Below are 19,264 nucleotides of genomic sequence, written 5' to 3' on the forward strand. Positions count from 1 at the left end.
TTGTCAACAGAAGATGAGCCCTCTTATGGAAAGGTGTGAGCCGTTTTGAAATCGATCCCTGTGTCTCCATTAAGCAAAGGTAGTCGAACGCAAAATCTGCTGGGAACGAAGAAAACGGGCTTTTTCCGCAACCTGTGGAAGTTCAAGTTCCTGTATATATTGCTGCTTCCCGGATTGCTGCATGTGCTGTTATTCCATTATGTCCCTATGTATGGCATTGTGATTGCCTTCCAGAATTTCAGCCCGTTTCGCGGTATCGAATCCATGTTTATCGATGCCAGATGGGTGGGGATGGAGAATTTCGTCCATTTTTTCGATTCCTACTATTTCGTGCGCATCCTTAGCAATACTTTGCTGATCAGCGCCTATAAGATCATCTTCGGTTTTCCGGCGCCGATCGTGTTTGCGCTTCTGTTGAACGAACTAAGAAACGCCAGGTTCAAAAAAACCGTTCAAACGATCAGTTATTTGCCGCATTTCCTATCTTGGGCGATTATTTCCGCTCTGATTCTATCGTTGTTGTCCCCTACAAGCGGCTTGATCGGCAAGATGGTTGCGGAGTTCGGCGGATCCCAGAACAATTTGGTCTCCGACCCGAATTTTTTTCGCAGCATTCTCGTTTCCAGCGATATTTGGGCGGGACTCGGTTGGGGGAGCATCATTTATTTGGCCGCCTTGGCGGGAATCGATCCGGCCCAATACGAGTCCGCAAAAATAGATGGCGCCAACCGGTTTCAACAAATGATTCATATCAGCTTGCCGGGGATGGCCAACATCATCTCCATTCTATTCATATTCGCGGTCGGCGGCATCTTGAATGCCGGGTTTGAACAAGTGCTTCTCCTGTACTCCCCTAATGTATACTCCGTAGGAGATATTATCGATACGTATGTATACCGGGAAGGTTTGGAAAATTCAAGATACTCTTATGCGCAAGCGGTAGGCGTGTTCAAAAACGTCGTTGGGCTCATCTTCCTGCTCGGTACGAACTACATGGTGAAACGCTTAGGGAGGGAGGGCATATGGTAAAGCTCAAGTTGTTCGATTATGTGAATGCGGCCTTTCTCATCGTGGTATGCTGTTCGATCATCGCCCCTTTCCTGTTCGTAATCAGCCAATCGCTCATGTCCAATGAGGACATCATGCGAAGCGGAATTACATTTTTTCCGCAGCATATCGTGTTTGACTCTTATGTTTACTTGCTGTCAGGCAGCTCCAGAGTGTATCGCGCCTTCGGCAACAGCTTGTTCATTACTTTTTTCGGCACGTTCTTTTGTTTGCTCTTTACGGGAACGCTGGCCTATGCCTTGTCCAAGAAATACTTGCCTTATCGTACCGTGGTCACAGTGGTTTTACTGGCGTCCATGTTTTTTGGAGGAGGGCTGATTCCTTCCTACCTCCTTGTCACCGCTCTCGGTTTGAAAAATTCATTATGGGCCGTTATGATTCCGTCTTTTCTCAATGTTTGGTATGCCTTTTTATTGCGCAACTTCTTTATGGAAATCCCGCAGGAAGTAGAAGAATCCGCACGCATCGACGGGGCGAATGATGTGATCGTATTCGCTAGAATCGCATTGCCGATGTCGATGCCGGCGATTGCTACCATCGGTTTGTTCTATGCGGTCGGTTATTGGAACAGTTGGTTCTCGGCTTCGATTTACTTGTCCGATCAGAGCAAATGGCCGCTGCAATTGTTGCTGAAGTCCATGCTGCTCTCCTTCGATCCGAACATGAGCGGGGTATCCGAATCGCTGGGGCTGCTCGCCGTGCTTTCCAAGGATAGCGTCCGCGCCGCGATGATTATGATTACAACCGTGCCGATCCTGCTCGTGTATCCGTTTATACAGCGCTATTTTGTGAAAGGTATGATTGTAGGATCCGTAAAAGGATAATACCGGATGATTCGAATCGTCAAGCCGTATATCGGTCCCGAGTTGTCGATAAATCAGCTCAGGCGCAGTATGATGAATGGGAAGGAGCGGCTTTGCTTGGGCTCCTTTTTTGTTCATGAAGGGGGAATCGGCGTTGAAACGTGATACCCGCTCCTATTTGTCCCGGGTGGCAATCGTGCTGATCGTTGTGTCGCTCGTTCCGGCTTTATTATCAAGCGCTTACAACACGAATCTATTTATGAAGCAAACGATCCGTCTGGTCGACGCCAAAAACGGAACCGAGCTGGCCCGCACCGGGACACTGATGGAACGGATGCTGCAGCAGATTATAGATTTCGCCAGCACGACCGCCGGCGATGCCCGCTTCACCAACTTGCAGACGACGACGGAGCACTGGAAGGCGTGGCTTGAGCTGAACAAACTTTTGTTTGTTAGTCCTTTCGTCACCGAATATATGCTGTATAACGGCGCCGAGCGGTCGCTTCTGATTTCCAATTACGGAATCGAGCGTAATCCCGAGCGGAGCGCCATTCCGTGGATTGCCTCGCAAACGCCGCAAATCCCTTTGTACCAGTACGAGATTAAGGCAGGATATTCGAAGCCAGGCAAACAGATGGCATCCATCGTGCATAAGCTTCCCGGGCTACAAAAGGAACCGAACTATATCATCTTTAATGTAGATTTGGATAAAATGTATATGTCCTTTCTAAGCGAGCTGAATGGCAACGCCCAGATGTACAACTACTATTTGACCGATGCGAAAGGCACAGTTATGTATCACCGTGACAAAACATGGATCGGTACAGTGCTGCCGGAGCAAACGGGAAATTCCAATATGCAAGTCGACCGGATCAAGCTGGAAGCGTTTGACTGGGCTTTAGTCCGCGAAGTGAATACTCAGCTGTTGTACAAAGAGGCAAGAGCCCTCAAAAATAAATTGCTGTCGGCATTGTTCACCGTAATCGGTGTCATGTCGGTATTTATCGTGTTTGGGGCACGCGAGCTGTATAAGCCCTTCCGCAGCGTTGTCGCTAGAATGACGGAAAGTGAAGAGCAGCAAAGAAGATCCCTGCTTGGCCGTTTCATTCGCGGGGAAACTCCGGTCAGTCCGGACCTCGTCCGACGATGGCCTGAGATGTCGCCCTATCTCGTTGTAGCGATCATCACCCTAAAGCATCCGCAAGAAGGAAAGAAAACCGAGAACACGGCAGCTTCCCAGATTCAGCACATTCAGCAGCGCATGGCTGCGTCGTCATCGTTCCGATTGGAGCCTTTCAAGGAACCAAACGGAGATGAATTCATCCTGTTCCAGCTCGAGCATGAAGATATGAACCGGTTTATGACCGAGCTTTTGCTTGCGCTAGAACCTGCCGAGCTGGATTCGGTCGTCATCAGCATCGGCGGCATTCATTCATTGGAAGACATTCATAAGTCTTATATCGAAGCGTTGTACGCCTACAACATCGGCCGTATTTATACGGCGGACAGTCCGGTCTATTGTTTTAACAAGCTGCCGATGGACTATGAGGTTCCGATGAAAACGGCCGCTATTGAGGAACTGGAGCTGGCGATCCGGCAGCAAAACGAACGGAGCTTTACGGAGGCGCTGAACGCTCTATTTTCCGGGCAACTGACTGTCGTGGAATATAATCTTAATTTTTATCAGACGGTTACGCTGCTGCTTCGCATGTTCGGCCAGCATAGCTCAACGTTTTTAAATGAATTGAATCAGCTTATTACGGACAGAGGGATTATGAACGTCACTGCGGTGAAGCAATTCCTGTTTGCGAAGTTTCATAGCTTCCGCGATTATGCCGAGGAAACGAAAGATTATGCAGACAGAATCCATGACTATATAGTCGCGCATTACACGGAAAACTTCTCGCTGGATGAGATGGCTGAACACTTGGGCCTATCGAAGCAGCATTTGATTACCGTATGCAAAAAAAGGTACAACCGGACTCCGATCGAATATTTGAACGAATTCCGTATCGAGGAAGCGAAGCGGCTGCTAGCCGACTCCCGGACGAAAATCGCCGACATCGGCACACGCTCTGGCTTCAATAGCAACAGTTATTTTGCCAAAGTATTCAAAATGTACACCGGCATCACTGCTTCCGAGTACAGAGAGCTGTTGTTTACGCGGAACATGGAGAAAAAGCCGCAACTCGCCGATAGCTGAACGATCATTCCGCTCGTTTGTATCACAATATTCAACTCGTTGAACTTGGGACTGGAAGCCGCTCGTTGCAACGGTTTTAATATATTGTGATTGAAAAGATCGCCGAAGCTGGGGTAGGTTGAAATTGTTCCGGCGTCCGGGGCCGGGATCAATATGAGGAAGGAATAAGGGGACATGGTCCGATGAACGTGAAGAGACGTTTTACAATGATTCCGTTGTTGCTGCTGGCCGTTGCTTTGATGCTGGCAGGCTGCAGCGGGGGGAGTACGGTCACGACCGGCGGCGATAAACCAACCACCGGTGGCCAAGACAAGGATGATAAAGCGAAGTTGGAAGAAAAACCGAGGGAGCCCGCCGAAGTTGTATTTTACTCGCAGAACGGGATGACGCCGGCCGATTTCGATAATCGGTTCGGCAACAGCCTGAGAAAGAAATTTCCCAACGACACGATCAAGTACATCCAGAACACGGGCAAAGGGATGGATGTTCCCGGCATGCTCGCCTCCAATACCCATTACGATGTTTATTTCGCCAATGTCGGTTATTTCGAAAACGAGGTCATCTCCTACGATTTGCAGTTGGACATGTCCGATCTGATCAAGCAGCACCAGGTCGATCTGAACCGGATTGACCCGTCGAACATCAGCGGCATTCGGAATTCGAGCTACGGCATGTATGCGCTTCCTGTCGTTGCCGATACGCTCGGCATCATGTACAACAAAGACATTTTCGATAAATTCGGCGTCCCCTATCCGAAAAACGGCGTCAGTTGGGCAGAAATCCTCGATATGTCGCGCAAGCTGACCCGGACCGAGGGCGATAAAACGTATGCCGGATACTTGCCGTTTACGAATTACATGCTGTCCATGAATCCGCTGTCCATTCCACTCGTTGACGAGAAGACACAGACGCCTACGATCAACCGGGACGAACGCTGGAAGAAATTTTACCAGACGCTGCTGATCGCCCCTGCCGAGGTATCAGGCATTCAGGAGTATTTGAAGAAACACAATGCCATCGACGGCTTTTTCAAAGATCAGGAAGTCGCGATGATTGGCGGGATGACCGCTTTCGTAGCCAATAGCCGCGAGGATCAATTAAACAAATTCAACTGGGACTGGGTGTCGCTTCCGTCGTTCCAGGATTTGCCGAATGTGGGTGGACAGCCGTATACGCAATATTTCGGTATTACCCGGATGGCCAAAGACAAAAAAACCGCGGATGCGGCAATGGAAATGCTGAAGTATCTCCTATCGGACGAATTCCAGACCGAAGTTGCCAGAAAAGGCTTTATGCCGGTGGTGAAAAACTTGGATGTCAAGAAAGAATTCGGTCAGGGTACGAAGGTGAAGGATAAAAACTGGAACGCCTACTTCTACAACAAACTGGCGGAAGTTCCGTATAAAAGCGTCAATGAAATACCGATCGCCTCGCTGTATGTTGCGAATATGAATAAGGTTATGATAGGCGAGATCGACTTGAATACCGCATTGCGGTTGTCGGAAGAGAGCGCTGTGAAAAAGCTGCAGGAGCTGAAAGCGAAGTAAACTGCCGCAGGACGGCTTAGGAGTATAAGGAGGGCTTGAATCGATGCGTTCATACAGAGGGATCAAAACGATGCTTGCCCCCATGCTCCTGATCGTTCTCCTCGCATCGGCTTCTTGCGATTCGGCTGCTCCGGAGCAATCAGGTCCGAACGACGACCAACCAATATCGAGCGGAATTCGCATCGTCGGGCTGAATTGCAGCCCCTCCTTTGACCGTCAAACGGCTGAGGAGAAGCGGGTGCATGATCGAATATTGGAGCAAACGGGCGCTGATGTGCGCATCGTCTTCTCGGATGGGGGATCAGGCGGGCCGTGCCGGTCGAAGCGGGCGGCCATGCTGTCCTCCGGCGAGCAGCTGGACTTCGCCGAATTATCGATAACCGAGGCGGTACAGGCGTTTAACGAAGGACTCCTTTTGCCACTCAACGACCTGCTTGACCGGTACGGGACCCATCTCAAGAAAAACGTCGTACCCGAAGCGTTCAAGCTGGCGACGTATGAAGGAAATATTCTCGGTATTCCGATCGAGAACGGTCTGCATACGCTCAGCGCGCTGCAAATCCGCGCTGACTGGCTCGCCAAGCTGCAGTTGCCGCTCCCGCGAACGATAGACGAATTTGAGCAAGTGTTGAAAGCGTTCAAGGAGCAAGATCCCGACGGTAACGGCAAGATGGACACAGTACCGCTTACCGTTTCATCGGGCGGCACGTTTAATATGCTGGAGGGCGTTCTCGGCTCGAGCTTTCTACCGCAGGGCTATGCCTGGTGGCAGGACGCCGACGGGAAGTTGAAGCCGCCTGAGCTTCATCCTGCCTATAAGCCGTTTCTTGCCAAGCTCGCCAGTTGGAACGAGAAAGGATATTTGTGGTCGGATTTACTGTTGTCGGCTGCAGACAAACAACAGGAGTTGATTGCCGATAACCGGGCAGGGGCGGTTGCCGCCACGTTTTCGGGAACGATAGTAAACGCCGGCGAGGTGCTGAGGAAATCCGTGCCGGACTACAACTATGTTCCGGTTGTGCTTGAGGGCGAACAAGGCCTCAATCGTTTGCCTGTCTCGCCGATCGCTTACTCGGTCTGGGTCATTTACAAAAAGAATGCCAGTCCCGAAACGGTTATGAAGTTTTTTGACTACCAGGCAACTTACGAAGGGAACATGCTGACCTCGTTCGGTATCGAAGGCGACAACTACACGGCGACTCCGGACGGGATGGTCGAATTTATCTCCGAGGACAAAACGAATTTGGCCAAAGCGCATTATTACGCCAAATACAAAACGGTGTTTATTAACTGGCCGGGCAAGCCGGTATGGCCGGTTAACACATGGACATTCGCAGAGTACAATTTGAAGCGGGAGCAGGTAAACCGGCTGCCGCGATTCGAACCGATCGATTATGGCGTGTATTACGATACGACCAAATGGCAGTCGTATCCGAAGCTTGGTGCTTTGAACGATTATCTTAACGAGCAGAAGGTGCGGGTGTTAAACGGCGAAATACGCGTCGACAGCTGGGATGGCATCATGGCGCGTTGGCTCGAAATGGGAGGCTCGCAAATGATCGACGATCGCAACAAGCAGTATGCCGCGTCCGTGAGCCCGAAGGTATCCCGGTAACCGAACTGTCTGGACCATCTTACAGGAATGGCGAGGTAAGGGATCGCGATGAGTAAATACCGTGCTGCTGTTATCGGGCTGGGCTATATCGGATTGAGGGCGGATATACCGCGAAAAGATGTGCCATTAAGCCATTCGTTGGCTTACCGGTTAAACCCGCATATTGAATTTTCGGCAGCCGTAGGCGTACGCCGGGAGCAGGGCGAGCAGCTCGCCCTTATCGCGCCGGAAACAAAGTTTTACACGGACTTGGAGGCGATGCTCAGCGAGCAGCAGCTCGATGTGATAAGCATTTGCACGCCAGAGCATGTGCGTCTGGAGCTGCTGCGGACGGTATTGTCCCGTTCGCAAGCGCGCGTCCTCTTTCTGGAAAAGCCGGTTGCGACGACCGTTCTGGAGGCGGAGGCAATCGCCGAGCTCGTCGAGCGCCATAGGAGAACCGTTGTCGTCAATTTTTCGCGAAGATGGAGCGAAGGCGTTCGTCAAATTCGTCAAGTGGTCATGTCCGGGGAGCTCGGCAAGCTGACCAACATCCATGTGCGGTATACGCGAGGGATCGGCAACAACGGTTCCCATATGTTTGATCTGATACGGTTTGCAGCGGGTCCGATCGCTCAAGTCCAAGTCGTCAGGCAAGTCGCGACGAACATGGATGGCAAAGGAGACCCGACGTTTTCTTTCTTATTTTCGCTGGACAATGGCGTCCCCGGGTATGCGGAGGCGTTTGACGACCGCCATTTTCTTATGTTCGAGATGGACTTGTACTTCGCCAAAGGCAAAATCGAGCTGCAACGGACGGGTGATGACATCCGCTTTTATACGGTTGCGAAGCACACGTCGGTTCAAGGCACACACCTGACGCTGAAGCGCGAGGAGACCAATCTGCTGGCGCGCGATAGCCTTATTCAGCTGGCAGTGGAGCATCTCGTCGATATCGCGCAAAACGGCGCCGTGCCGGTCTGTACGCTCGAAGACGGCCTCTGTTCAGTATATGCAGCCGATGCCTTGATCCGGTCGCATCGAAATGGCGGAGCCGTCCAATCGGTAAAGACCAATATTTGACCGAAAAATCGACATGGATGAGGTGAATAAAAGATGGAGCAGCATGCGGGGAAAGGTTTGGAGCAGGAGCAGGAACGGCCGGAGGAGTCCGGCAGCCATATAAGCCGCAGAAAGCTACTAACGTCTTTCGGTATGGCCGGTGTGGCCTTGGCCGCGGGCAGCATACTCGGGGGATCGTCAACGGTTTACGGGAAAGAGGGTTCATCGGTTACCGGTACCGTATACGAAGGGTCTAACGACAAGGGCAAAATTCCCCCAGGAATAGCGGCGAAGCTTGAGCTTATAACCCATAACGAGCTGGCAGGTCGTGATATGGCTGAAGCACATCCAGCAAGTGCTATTCTCGATAGTAGCGGAAAAACACAGCAAGAGATTAATGAATCATCCGTCTATACGATTGAATCTATTTCTGAAATGTTAGCTCTGGATAGTCATTTTCAAACCAGAACGATCAGAATGAAAGCCACTGGCGCTATGTTTATTTACGATGCTAATAAATCGAATGTAAATGACGGATTCTACACATTAAATGGCTGGGTGCTTGTTGGTTATTATGATCAACTATTAGCAACTCTTGCGGGTTTAAAAGGCGATGGTACCAATGAATACACAAAACTCCAAGCATTATTTGATGTTTCTGCAACATTAAAATTACCTATCCACTTATGCGGCTTGTATATTAGCACATCAGGCTTGACCGCGATTGGTGATATTAAACTTATCGGTTCTGGCGGCATTAAATTATTCGCAGGGTCAAACACAACTCTCTTAAACACTGCTTATAATTTAATGATTGATGGTGACATTGAGATTGATCAAAACAAGGATAATAATGCAGGTGGAACCATTACGTCAGAATCTCATTGCTCTATTAAACATTCAGGTGATTCATTAATTTTAAAGGGCGCTAAATTTAAACCTTCTGTTTCAATCAACATTGTTACCCGAGCTAAGAAAAAACTAATCTGTGAAAACATTGAAGTTGATAGCGGTATGATTGGATTATATGCCATTACACCACTTGCGAAAGTTTCCATTACCGGCGGAGAGTATAAGAATGCATCATTGTATGATAATATTCAAATCTTAAATGGCGAAGATGTTTCTATTAGCGGCGTCACGTCACATGATGCTAAGCGTAGCGGAATTGTAGTAAGCAATACAACTAAGAAAGCACGCATTATTGGTAATTTGTCCTATGGCAACAAAAAGGATTCTGCAAATCAGGGTGGTTGGGGGATTGTTTGTTCTGTAAATACTTTAAATAGTGTCGTATCATCAAATATTTGTATCGGGAATCAAGTTGGTGGGATCACCCTTGATACATACCCGCCGCTAGGTATTGAAAGTCTTGATAGTAAAATTTCAGTTGTCGGCAATATCATACACGGAATGTTTAATGGCACGTATAGTACAACAGGGATTAGTTTAAATGACGCTCAACATGTAGTTCTATCAGCAAACAATATTTACAAAGTCGCACAAGGTATTCACACGGATAGGGCCAATTATGCGAACATCGTTGGTAATACCATTCAAGACGTTAGCGCTTATTTCATACAATTATACAGGTCCAATCATGCAACGATAAAAGGTAATCGATTGGATGGTTGCTCTAATCCGCCAGGCGGGGCTATCGCTTGTATCGATTCGTATGCTGCCGATATATCGGGTAACACGCTCACAAACTTGACGGGTAATTCTGGGAGCGTATTTAGGATTAGCGGAAGTTCATCTGATGCGGTAGTTCAGGGTAATACGGTTATTCGGGATGTCGTTGGGAGCGGCTATGTGTTTCATATTTTAGGAGCCGCCATTACGGGGGGCATGATTAAAGGGAACACCATTAAGTCGAAAGTGTCCGGCGGATGGCAGTGGTACATCGTATCGGACAATAACGCACAATTTTCATCTTTCGACAACATTGTTGAAGCTGCCGGAACTTCTTATATTTATCAAGGTGCAAATTCGACTGCTGGTGATGATACCGTAAATGGCAGTCGAAATTTTTGGACGACAGCGCCATCTTTTAAATCCAGAATTGGACAAGTAGCGGTGATTTCAAATGCATTAAAATACTGGAATGGAACTACATGGGCATAAATGGCGCTGTCCCAATTTAGTAAAATTAAAAATATAGGAAAATAAAGGAGTAAACATGATAAACCTTTCATCCAAACGCGAATGCTTTTTCGACGACTATTTGATTGACAATGCCAAAACGACAGCAGAATTCCGCTTGCATGAACCGACTCGCCGCGAAATCGCAATAAACCATGATGCACCGTGGGAGGGCGATGGTTGCAATTACCACAATATTTTACATGACAACGGGATATACAGGATGTACTATCTGGCCTGGCAAATGTTTAGCCCCGACAAAAAGGATCACACGACGAATGGTATTCGTGTTTGTTATGCCGAAAGCCGCGACGGAATGACGTGGACAAAGCCTGCGCTCGGAATCTGCGAATGGGAAGGCTCGCGTGAGAACAATATTATTTTAGACAAAAATACGAATAATTTTGATAACTTTATGGTCTTCCGCGATGATAACCCGGCCGTTCCTGCGTCCGAGAGATATAAAGGCGTTGGAAAATATAATAATCCGCAGTTTGGGCAGCGAATTGAGCTGCGAATGTTCACAAGCCCCGACGGACTTCACTTTACAATGGGTGATATTATCACTACAAAAGGATATATGGATTCTCTCAACGTTGTTTTCTGGGATGAGCTTGCGGGGATCTATCGCGGATATATACGCGGGTTCCACAATATCATAGGCGACGACTGGAACGCCGGGATACGCGATATACGTTACTTTTGGTCGGAAGACGGCAAAACATGGAGCGATCCCGAACCGATTCGTTTTGGAGACTCGGAGGATTATCCGCTTTATACAAACTGTGTTTCGCCGTATGTCCGCGCACCGCATATGTATATAGGTTTTCCGTCGAGATATGTGGAACGCCCCGAATGGAGCGGCAATTTTGAGCAGCTTTGCGGAAAAGAAAAACGTCTTGAACGCATGGCGCCCTCGAAGAATCACAAGCGATACGGGCTTGCGGTTACAGACTGCGTATTTATGGTTTCCCGCGACGGGTTAAATTTTACGCGGTATGATGAGGCTTTTATGCGCCCCGGTATGGAAAACGGTTCGAATTGGGTTTACGGCGACTGCTTCCCGGCACGCGGGCTTATCGAAACGCCTCCCCTTGTAGAAGGCGAACCGCACGAGTTGTCGTTATACAGTTTTGACAATCATTGGATGGGTGTGCCGGCACAATTGTGGCGATATACCATACGCTGCGATGGGTTCGTTTCGCTCCACGCCGGGTATACCGAAAAAGTAATAACCACCAAGCCGTTTACTTTTACAAGCGGTGAGATGAGGATTAACTTTTCGACATCGGCACGGGGTTATATTTACTTTACTTTGCAGTCGTCCACGGGAGAAACACTTGAAAGCTGCGAGATTTTCGGTGATTCCATTGACCGCGTGATAACCTTTGATCATGGTGAGCTTGCCCAATTTGCAGACAAAGAAGTAGTATTGACCGCGCGGATGCGCGACGCGGATTTATATTCGATAAGATTTGCTTGATTGCTTCGTTGAAAAGATTCGAGCAGGGCGAGCTCGGGCGGGTCGTTTCTGTAACGATGCGCAAGCCGCGTCGGCTGAACCCCGAGCGGCGGCAGGGCTGGCATTTTCCGAAGGAACAGAACGGAGGGCTCATGGCTGAAGCGGTTAGGGCGGCGGTGACGGACATTATGTTTACCCCTGTACTTTAAAAACCTATGGTTTACAGAATAAATCAAGGAGCAGTTGCTGCGGCAAACTGCTCCTTGATTCGTTCAACAACCGTTCTGCATCAGGATACATTCATTGTCCACGACATAATCAAAACCAGGGGGAGAAGTAAGCGGTAATCGTCGAACGGTTGTTTGCTTCTAACCTAACGGCAATTTGCGTTCCTCGAGCCTTTGACGCACATGCATGCAGTTGATTACTTTTTCCATGAGATCCTGGGCCGTATAGAAGTAGTGATTGCTCGCCTCGAAGCCGATACGGGAATCGTTCCGGACGATATCGTACAACTCTTTGGCCAGTTCGATCTCCTCTTCGATAATGACGTAAAGTTGAGCTTTGATGGCTTGGAATTGCGGTTCGTCTGCGGTGGTATCCAGCTTATCCCTTAGTCTTATAAATTTCGTTTGCAAATGCGAAGTTTTAAAATGGCAGTAAGCCGCCTTTGCCACATGCAGCAAATCGAAGAATGCGGCCTTCTTCCTGCTGTCCGAGCAGTCGATGAGCGGTTCCGCTTCCTGAAGAATGCTGATACCCCGTTTCCAGCCGTCGGCAACCTTTTGAAATTGTACCTCGAATATTTCCTCCGGATAGATGGATCGCCAGCTCTTCAGATCGTCGTAGGGTATGCCGACCATGGTGGCCGCCCTGCCTGTCGGCTTGTCGTACAGCAAATTGGCCGGACCTATATTTTGCGGCGCGGTGTAGGCAACGCCAATGTGGAAAGGAAACTGCCCGAATGCGTAGCTGAATGCGCTCCAAGCTTCCCTGACGACGGCGCCTGCTTCTGCGCCGAATACGTTGCCGGCGACAAGCTCGGGCCCCTTGACGCTCGATTGTTCCGTGTCCCAGTAATACTGGGAAGCGAACTCCAAATTCAAGGAAGGGTAGCCGCCGAGTGTCCAGCTGAGCATCAGTCCACTTACGCCCGACTTTTGCAAGTTGTTTAAATGCCGCTCCAGCAGATCCATAGTAGGCAAGTAAGGAACGGATGCGCATTCCCAGGTGATATTGAACTGCACCTTGGCTACGGCGGACAACCCTCTTTGCCTTGCCTTGCTCCAAATGCGCAATGATTTCTCGCTGGGGCCCACTTGCGAAATGGAGTAGTCGACCACATGCCCTTCGACGCCGCCGATATTCGTAATAAGGCCTTCCTCGCTGTTGCTCATCACACTTACGCGATCGGGCAGCAAATCGATAGCTTCATCTATCGTTTCGGGGCTCCATCCGAGCCATTGCGTCCATCCCCAAGTCCAGCATAAGATTCTGGCGTTGGGCGCCACGCTATGCGCAGCCTCGGCAATGATCCGGTTGACCTCCGATGCGACCTCATGTGGCGATCGGCTTGCGCAGCGCGGACAATTCGTGTTTCCGCCGCCGGCCCGGGAAAAGCAATTCGTCAAATTTTCTGACATGGTGATCGTGAAGAGGCCGGCGAGCTTCGGAACTTCCGTGAACAGCCGCGCCGTACCCGTTCTGAGATAGTCTTGCACTTCCGGATGCGTTGTGCAAAGCGATGCATCCTCAAGAGCGGCATGTCCTTTCCAGTCCGGGACTTTCTCGAAGAATGACAAAGGCATTGCCCGCGGCTCGTTATAGTATAAGTAGATGCCGATTCCGTAGTCCGCCGCGCGGTCGACGAGTCTCTTTAAGCCTTCAATGCGCTTCTCCCAATCGACGGATAACTCCGGCGCGCGTTCGAAAGGAACCAGCTTATAAAGTAGGGCTTGCAGCCAAACGCCGTTAATGCCCAGCTTGGAAAGCTGCGACAGCATCTCTTCCGGATAAGGGTCGATGTCGGCGTCCAAAAGAGGATCTCCGTATACGGCGAAGTAGGAATACACATAACGCAGATCGAAGCGGGTGTTGCGCACGGTTGATTTAGGCTCGAGATAAGGCGCGTTGCGTTCTTCCATCTTTTTTTGCAGCCAGTTCAAGCCTCTTAGTAGCCCGACTTCGTCGACGGCTTGGATATCGATGCGTTCTGCGCTCACCCGGATACGATGGCTTTCGGACAATAAAGCGGAATCGGGCTTAATAGAAAGAGAGAGGATCCGCTGAGGGACCTCGCCGATTCCGCGTTGAACGGCTGTGTTTTCACCGTCTTGGGCGTCGGAGTCGAGAATGGGCGAAGCGGATAACCGGATTCCCCATACCGCTTCATGTTCGGCAACAAAGCGGCGCGCAAATGTTTCGACTCTTTCCCGTCCTTCGGGATAGACGATCGTCCATTCATGGCTCAACAGCACTTCGTCGGGATTTGCCGAAACGGCCCACGGCTCAGCGGATTCGTTATTGCATGTAAAGTTATTCAAGAAATCAAAAGGCTTGACCGGACTTTCGTCCCGGCTAATCGGAAAATGGGCATCGATCGTTTCGCGTATTTCCCGGGTACGAAGCTCCTCTTCCCGTGTAAGCGGTATGTAAACGACCGGCTCGACCGCAGGCTTTACATTGCCCAATTTGACCCAAAGAAAATCGTCCTCTTTGAGCGCATAAGCAAGCATGTCTGGACTCCAACCGAGCAGCTCCAGCAGCTGATTGTAAGGCAGAATATGCCAATTGGTGCGTATGATCGTAATATACCCGCGGATCAGCCATTGTTCGTCGATTCGGGGAGGAACGCGTAGACCCATATCCCGCGCAAGCGTAAGCACATTTTCTTCCGTCGTTCTGAGAATCTTGGCCAATCTGTCCAGCGGAACAAGCTCCCAATTGCGCCATACCACCGTTTGCTGAACGGTTGGAAAATGGGGGAGACTCAGCGGTTCGACATCTTTGTTTTCTGCATAGCCGGGATACAACATAGTTACCTCCGCGTATGTTTAATATCGATAACAATACAGGCACATTCCGGGAATGTATTTTATATTATATATAATATATATTATATCAAAAGGTTTATTGTTTGAACAATAGGTGACAAAGAAAAAACGGTACGTCTGCGGGCTGTACCGTCTTTCTATTAAACAATCGCAATGGAGGCTTAAAACCAGTTCGTCAGGAAGCCGGTTAACACGGTAAACGAAAAGCTGACGTCGGTACTCAACGCTTGGTCTTGTGCTGTGAATGCCGAATCAAACTTTTAACCCTGAGCGTTCAGGTTCCTGAAAGCCGGTGGAGTAATAACGCATGCCTGGGCTATGCCCGGAAACGGTCAACCAATCACCGTAATTCGTATTCTGACAATAAACGGACAGGACCGTGAGCTGATTAGTGCTGTTAATGTCCGGGTATTTTTATACGGCCTCAGCCTAATCATGAACGATCCCCCGGGAGGACAATGGTCCGCTCCTGATTATCCCGCCGCGGAAGCCTCGAAGTACGGTTTGGATTATAGACGGCACCATGCGGGAACGGCTACCTTAATGATGAAAGCGATTTCATCTGCAAGAAAGGAGGCTTGGTGCCCTTGGCCGTACTTTTGCGTAACAAATGGCTATATGCGATTGCAAATGCTGTCCCGGGAAAATAAGTCCGTCTTCGAGCACCGGGAAGGAATGGGCATGAATTTGAGCGATTACTTGGCCCAATACCGCGTCGAGTCGTCCAAGCTTGCTGAAACATACCGAGCTTACGATTTTTGATTCATTCAAGAAAATCTGTGGATTACCCCAGTCAATGTTCAAAAAATAGGAGGCGATCAGGTTGGCGAGGAAAACGATCATTTGTATTTTGACTTTTGTTCTCGTGTGTGCGGTCTTTCAAAGCTTTGCGTTCGCTGAAAACGAAAACAACGACTCCGGTAATGAACAAAATGTCATGCTGGCCAACAACGGCAATGCGATGTACCGGGTCTTCGTCCATTCGAGCGCAAACAGTATGGAGACGCATGCGGCCGAAGAGTTGGTCGATTATTTGACGCAGGTCACAGGCGCCTCTTTTCAACTGTCGACGGGCTCGGCTCCGCCTAATGGACCGACGGTGCTCGTGGGGAGAAACGCGCTGACCGAGAACCTGGTTCCGGAACTTTCCGGGAATATGCTAGGAGAGGACGGATTTGTCATCCGCAAGTCGCAGCAATACATCGTCATTGCAGGAAGCCATTCGCGCGGCACGATGTACGGAGTCAATTATTTTTTGGAGCAATACGCGGGTGTAAAATGGTTTGCGCCGGAGCATACATACGTCCCCAATCTTTCCAAGCTGAAAGTGACGGTCGGCAATGACGTTCAGGTGCCGCGCTTCGAATATCGTGAAATGTATGTCAGCGACGGCAATGACGAGCAGTACCGCGCTCATAATCTGCTCAACGGAAAATATAGAGACCGATACAATCATGTTCCGCAGTCGCAGCCTTGGCTGGACAGCTGGTCGAACTATTGGCCGTACGACGTGCACAATTTTTACAGCATCGTTCCGCAAACCGAATATCACAACGGCAGGCAATTGCTGGCGATGGATGAGAAAGTCCGGCAGATTGCCGCTGCTAACTTGATCGGCATCATTAACCAGCGGAAAGCCCAAGGGAAAGACGCTTCCTACGGATTTAGCCAAAGAGATGACATATGGATACCGGACGCGGCCAGTCAGGCGTTTGCGGAGCTGCATGGAGGTTCATTGGCGGCCCCCACCTTGGATCTCGTCAGCGATGTTGCCCGCCGTGTAAGCGCCGTTATTCCAGAGGCGAGAATCGGTACCTTGGCATACATGTTCAGCTTCGAAGCGCCTACGGGGATGACGGTTGCGGACAACGTTGTAATTACGGCGGCTCCGGTCTTTAAAGATCACGGCAGGCCGGTCAACGCTCCGCAAAACCGGTTTTATGAAGACAATTTACGGCAATGGGCGGATATATCGAAAAACGTGATTCTCTGGGATTATCTTACCGATTTTAACGGAGGCGGCTATTTGATGCCATATCCGAACCTGAAAGCGATGAGCGAAACGCTGCAGTTTATCGCCCAATTCCCGGCGTTCAAGGGCTATTTCGGCCAGCAAATGCAAAATATTTACGCTCCCGGCGATACCGGCTTTGCCTATCTTCGTGCATGGGTTGGCGCAAAGCTGTTGTGGAATCCGAACCAGGATTACAAGGCGTTGATCGACGAATTCGTACAGGGCTATTACGGAGACGCCGCGCCGTACATCAGCGACTATTTGAACTTGCTGCAACAGACGTTTGAACAAAGCGATTCCGCTCTAACCGGTTCCACGCCCATAACATCATCCTACTTGACCTTCGATTTGATGCGCCAGGCGGACGAATGGTTCGAACAAGCAGCGGCTGCGGTCGCGAATGAACCGGTGCTGCTGGAGCATGTGCAGAAGGCTCGCGTGGAAGTGGACTATGTCATTCTTATGCGCGGCGTTGAGTACATGAAGGAAGCCGGTGATAGAGGCGTCGCATGGGATTACGATTTTACGAACCGATTCCAGCGGTTCAAAACTTATACGGCGGATGTGGTCCATTACAAGGTCAATAGCAGTATCGCATCGCTATATGAAATGATCGAGGTCGGCCGAACGGTTCCGACGGTTCCAGACTTTGTGCGAAATTTGCCTGCAACGGACTGGATTGATTATCAGGATAACGCACTCCGGTTGCATGCTCCGGTCGGCACCAAAATCGTACAGGATCCGAAAGCTTCCGACAATGCAGCCGCAAGAGTCACGGGAAGCACAAACGCATGGGCGATCCAATTGCCCGACCTGACCCTTCCGCGAACAGGGAAATGGAAGCTGTATGCGAACGTCCGGATTGATCCCGGAACCGGGTCACCAGGCGCCAAGGCATTTGATTACGGCATCTATCCGCCGAAGGAAGATACGGCTTGGAAAGCCTACGGAGAGTTCGCCGACGGGGAGTATCATTATGTGGAATTCCCGTGGGTGTACGAGTACGATCCTGCCTTGACGGTCCATTACCTTTGGCTGGCGCCGCCGAATTCCACAGCTATAAGAAATTTGTATGTGGATCGGATTATCGCCGTTAGGCAGTAATTTAAACAAAACGCTCAGAGCCGGGCCTATTCTGAAAGAGGAAGACCCAATTGACGCGGTGATAGAGTTATCCTGATATCCCCGATCCCCTTTGACAGGGCTTCGGGGTATTTTTATACGGCCACAGCCTAATCACAGACCTTCCCCCCGGCTGGACAATGGTCCGCTCCTGATTATCACGCTGTGGAAGTCACGAAGTACGGTTCGGATTATAGACGGCACCATACGGGAACGGCTACGGTAAGGATGAATACGATTTCATCAGACATGGAAAGGAGGTTAACATTTCTTGGCCGTACTCATACGCAACAAGTGGCTGTATGCGATGCTTCTCCCTGGACTACTCTATTTTCTCGTATTTAAGTATTTGCCGATGTGGGGAATGCTCATTGCTTTTCAGAAGTATCAGCCGTTTTTGGGGATTATGGGCAGCGAATGGATTGGTTTGGCACATTTTGAACGGTTTTTCGGCGACTCCGACTTCTGGATGCTGTTCCGTAATACACTCATGCTGGCCCTGTACAACATTGTTTTCTTCTTCCCGCTGCCGATCATTCTTGCATTGCTTCTAAATGAATTGCGATTAGAAGCATTCAAGCGTACGGTACAAACGATCATCTATGTGCCGCATTTTATTTCCTGGGTCGTCGTGATTGGCATTTGCTATACTCTATTTACGACTCAAGATGGAATTGTTCCTCATCTGATGGCCTCAGCGGGCATGAAACCCGTAGATGTTCTTCAAAGCTCGGATTGGTTTCGTACAGCGATCACTTCCCAAGTGATCTGGAAGGAAAGCGGATGGGGCACTATTATTTTTCTTGCCGCCATCAGCGGAGTAGACCCTCAGCAATATGAAGCCGCCACGATTGATGGTGCGGGAAGGCTGCGCCGGATGTGGCATGTTACTCTGCCTGCGATTCGAAGCACCATCATCATCCTCCTTATCCTCCGGTTAGGCAGTTTCTTGGATACAGGCTTTGAGCAAATCTTCCTTATGCTGAATTCCTTGAATCGTGAGGTTGGCGAAGTATTCGACACATATGTGTACACGGTTGCCATTCAACAAGGAGACTATAGCTACAGCACCGCAGTGGGATTATTCAAATCGCTTGTTGGAGCCATCCTGGTGATCGCGGCCAATTACGGGGCCCGAAAAGCAGGAGAGGATGGTATATTTTGAATACGCTTAACTACATGAGGCGGTGGCAC

12 protein-coding genes are annotated in these 19,264 nt (G+C 49.7%); 11 read left to right on the plus strand and 1 reads right to left on the minus strand.

The annotated features are described in order from the left end of the window. Nucleotides 1-45 precede the first annotated feature (45 nt). From ACI5FR_RS05530 to ACI5FR_RS05570, 9 genes are all read left to right on the plus strand, one after another. On the plus strand, nucleotides 46-1,029 hold the full coding sequence (locus ACI5FR_RS05530) for an ABC transporter permease (protein ID WP_405451402.1): 984 nt from the start codon (nucleotides 46-48) through the stop codon (nucleotides 1,027-1,029). Beyond that, nucleotides 1,023-1,892 carry a carbohydrate ABC transporter permease gene (locus ACI5FR_RS05535; RefSeq protein WP_405451405.1) on the plus strand — a complete coding sequence of 290 codons (870 nt, stop codon included), beginning with the start codon at nucleotides 1,023-1,025 and terminating at the stop codon, nucleotides 1,890-1,892. Before ACI5FR_RS05530 ends, ACI5FR_RS05535 begins: the two co-directional genes overlap by 7 nt. Before the next feature lie 133 nt (nucleotides 1,893-2,025). Further along, on the plus strand, nucleotides 2,026-4,074 hold the full coding sequence (locus tag ACI5FR_RS05540) for a helix-turn-helix transcriptional regulator (RefSeq protein ID WP_405451407.1): 2,049 nt from the start codon (nucleotides 2,026-2,028) through the stop codon (nucleotides 4,072-4,074). Nucleotides 4,075-4,280: 206 nt separating this feature from the next. Then, nucleotides 4,281-5,621, plus strand: coding sequence for an extracellular solute-binding protein (locus ACI5FR_RS05545; protein WP_405451410.1), 1,341 nt, complete (start codon nucleotides 4,281-4,283; stop codon nucleotides 5,619-5,621). A 43-nt stretch (nucleotides 5,622-5,664) separates the two neighbouring features. Continuing rightward, a complete protein-coding gene (locus ACI5FR_RS05550) occupies nucleotides 5,665-7,236 on the plus strand; it encodes an extracellular solute-binding protein (protein ID WP_405451412.1) in 1,572 nt (523 codons plus the stop codon). Between the two features lie 48 nt (nucleotides 7,237-7,284). After that, on the plus strand, nucleotides 7,285-8,298 hold the full coding sequence (locus ACI5FR_RS05555; protein ID WP_405451415.1) for a Gfo/Idh/MocA family protein: 1,014 nt from the start codon (nucleotides 7,285-7,287) through the stop codon (nucleotides 8,296-8,298). A gap of 33 nt (nucleotides 8,299-8,331) precedes the next feature. Further along, entirely contained in the window at nucleotides 8,332-10,401 is a 2,070-nt protein-coding gene (locus ACI5FR_RS05560; RefSeq protein WP_405451418.1) for a NosD domain-containing protein, read from the plus strand. 55 nt (nucleotides 10,402-10,456) lie between these two features. After that, nucleotides 10,457-11,902, plus strand: a complete 1,446-nt coding sequence (locus ACI5FR_RS05565) for a glycoside hydrolase family protein (protein WP_405451421.1) — start codon at nucleotides 10,457-10,459, stop codon at nucleotides 11,900-11,902. Between the two features lie 8 nt (nucleotides 11,903-11,910). Beyond that, on the plus strand, nucleotides 11,911-12,090 hold the full coding sequence (locus ACI5FR_RS05570) for a hypothetical protein (RefSeq protein ID WP_405451422.1): 180 nt from the start codon (nucleotides 11,911-11,913) through the stop codon (nucleotides 12,088-12,090). A gap of 159 nt (nucleotides 12,091-12,249) precedes the next feature. Here the strand turns inward: ACI5FR_RS05570 and ACI5FR_RS05575 are convergent, their stop codons facing one another. Next, nucleotides 12,250-14,916, minus strand: a complete 2,667-nt coding sequence (locus tag ACI5FR_RS05575; protein ID WP_405451425.1) for an alpha-galactosidase — start codon at nucleotides 14,914-14,916, stop codon at nucleotides 12,250-12,252. An 841-nt stretch (nucleotides 14,917-15,757) separates the two neighbouring features. Here ACI5FR_RS05575 and ACI5FR_RS05580 point away from each other — a divergent pair. Both ACI5FR_RS05580 and ACI5FR_RS05585 read left to right on the plus strand, forming a co-directional pair. Continuing rightward, complete coding sequence (locus tag ACI5FR_RS05580) at nucleotides 15,758-18,052, plus strand: DUF4838 domain-containing protein (RefSeq protein ID WP_405451427.1); 2,295 nt, start codon at nucleotides 15,758-15,760, stop codon at nucleotides 18,050-18,052. A 325-nt stretch (nucleotides 18,053-18,377) separates the two neighbouring features. Then, nucleotides 18,378-19,235, plus strand: coding sequence for an ABC transporter permease (locus tag ACI5FR_RS05585; RefSeq protein WP_405451505.1), 858 nt, complete (start codon nucleotides 18,378-18,380; stop codon nucleotides 19,233-19,235). The last annotated feature ends 29 nt before the right edge of the window (nucleotides 19,236-19,264 follow it).

This window comes from Paenibacillus sp. HJGM_3, assembly GCF_045062745.1.
Taxonomy (GTDB): domain Bacteria; phylum Bacillota; class Bacilli; order Paenibacillales; family NBRC-103111; genus Paenibacillus_AA.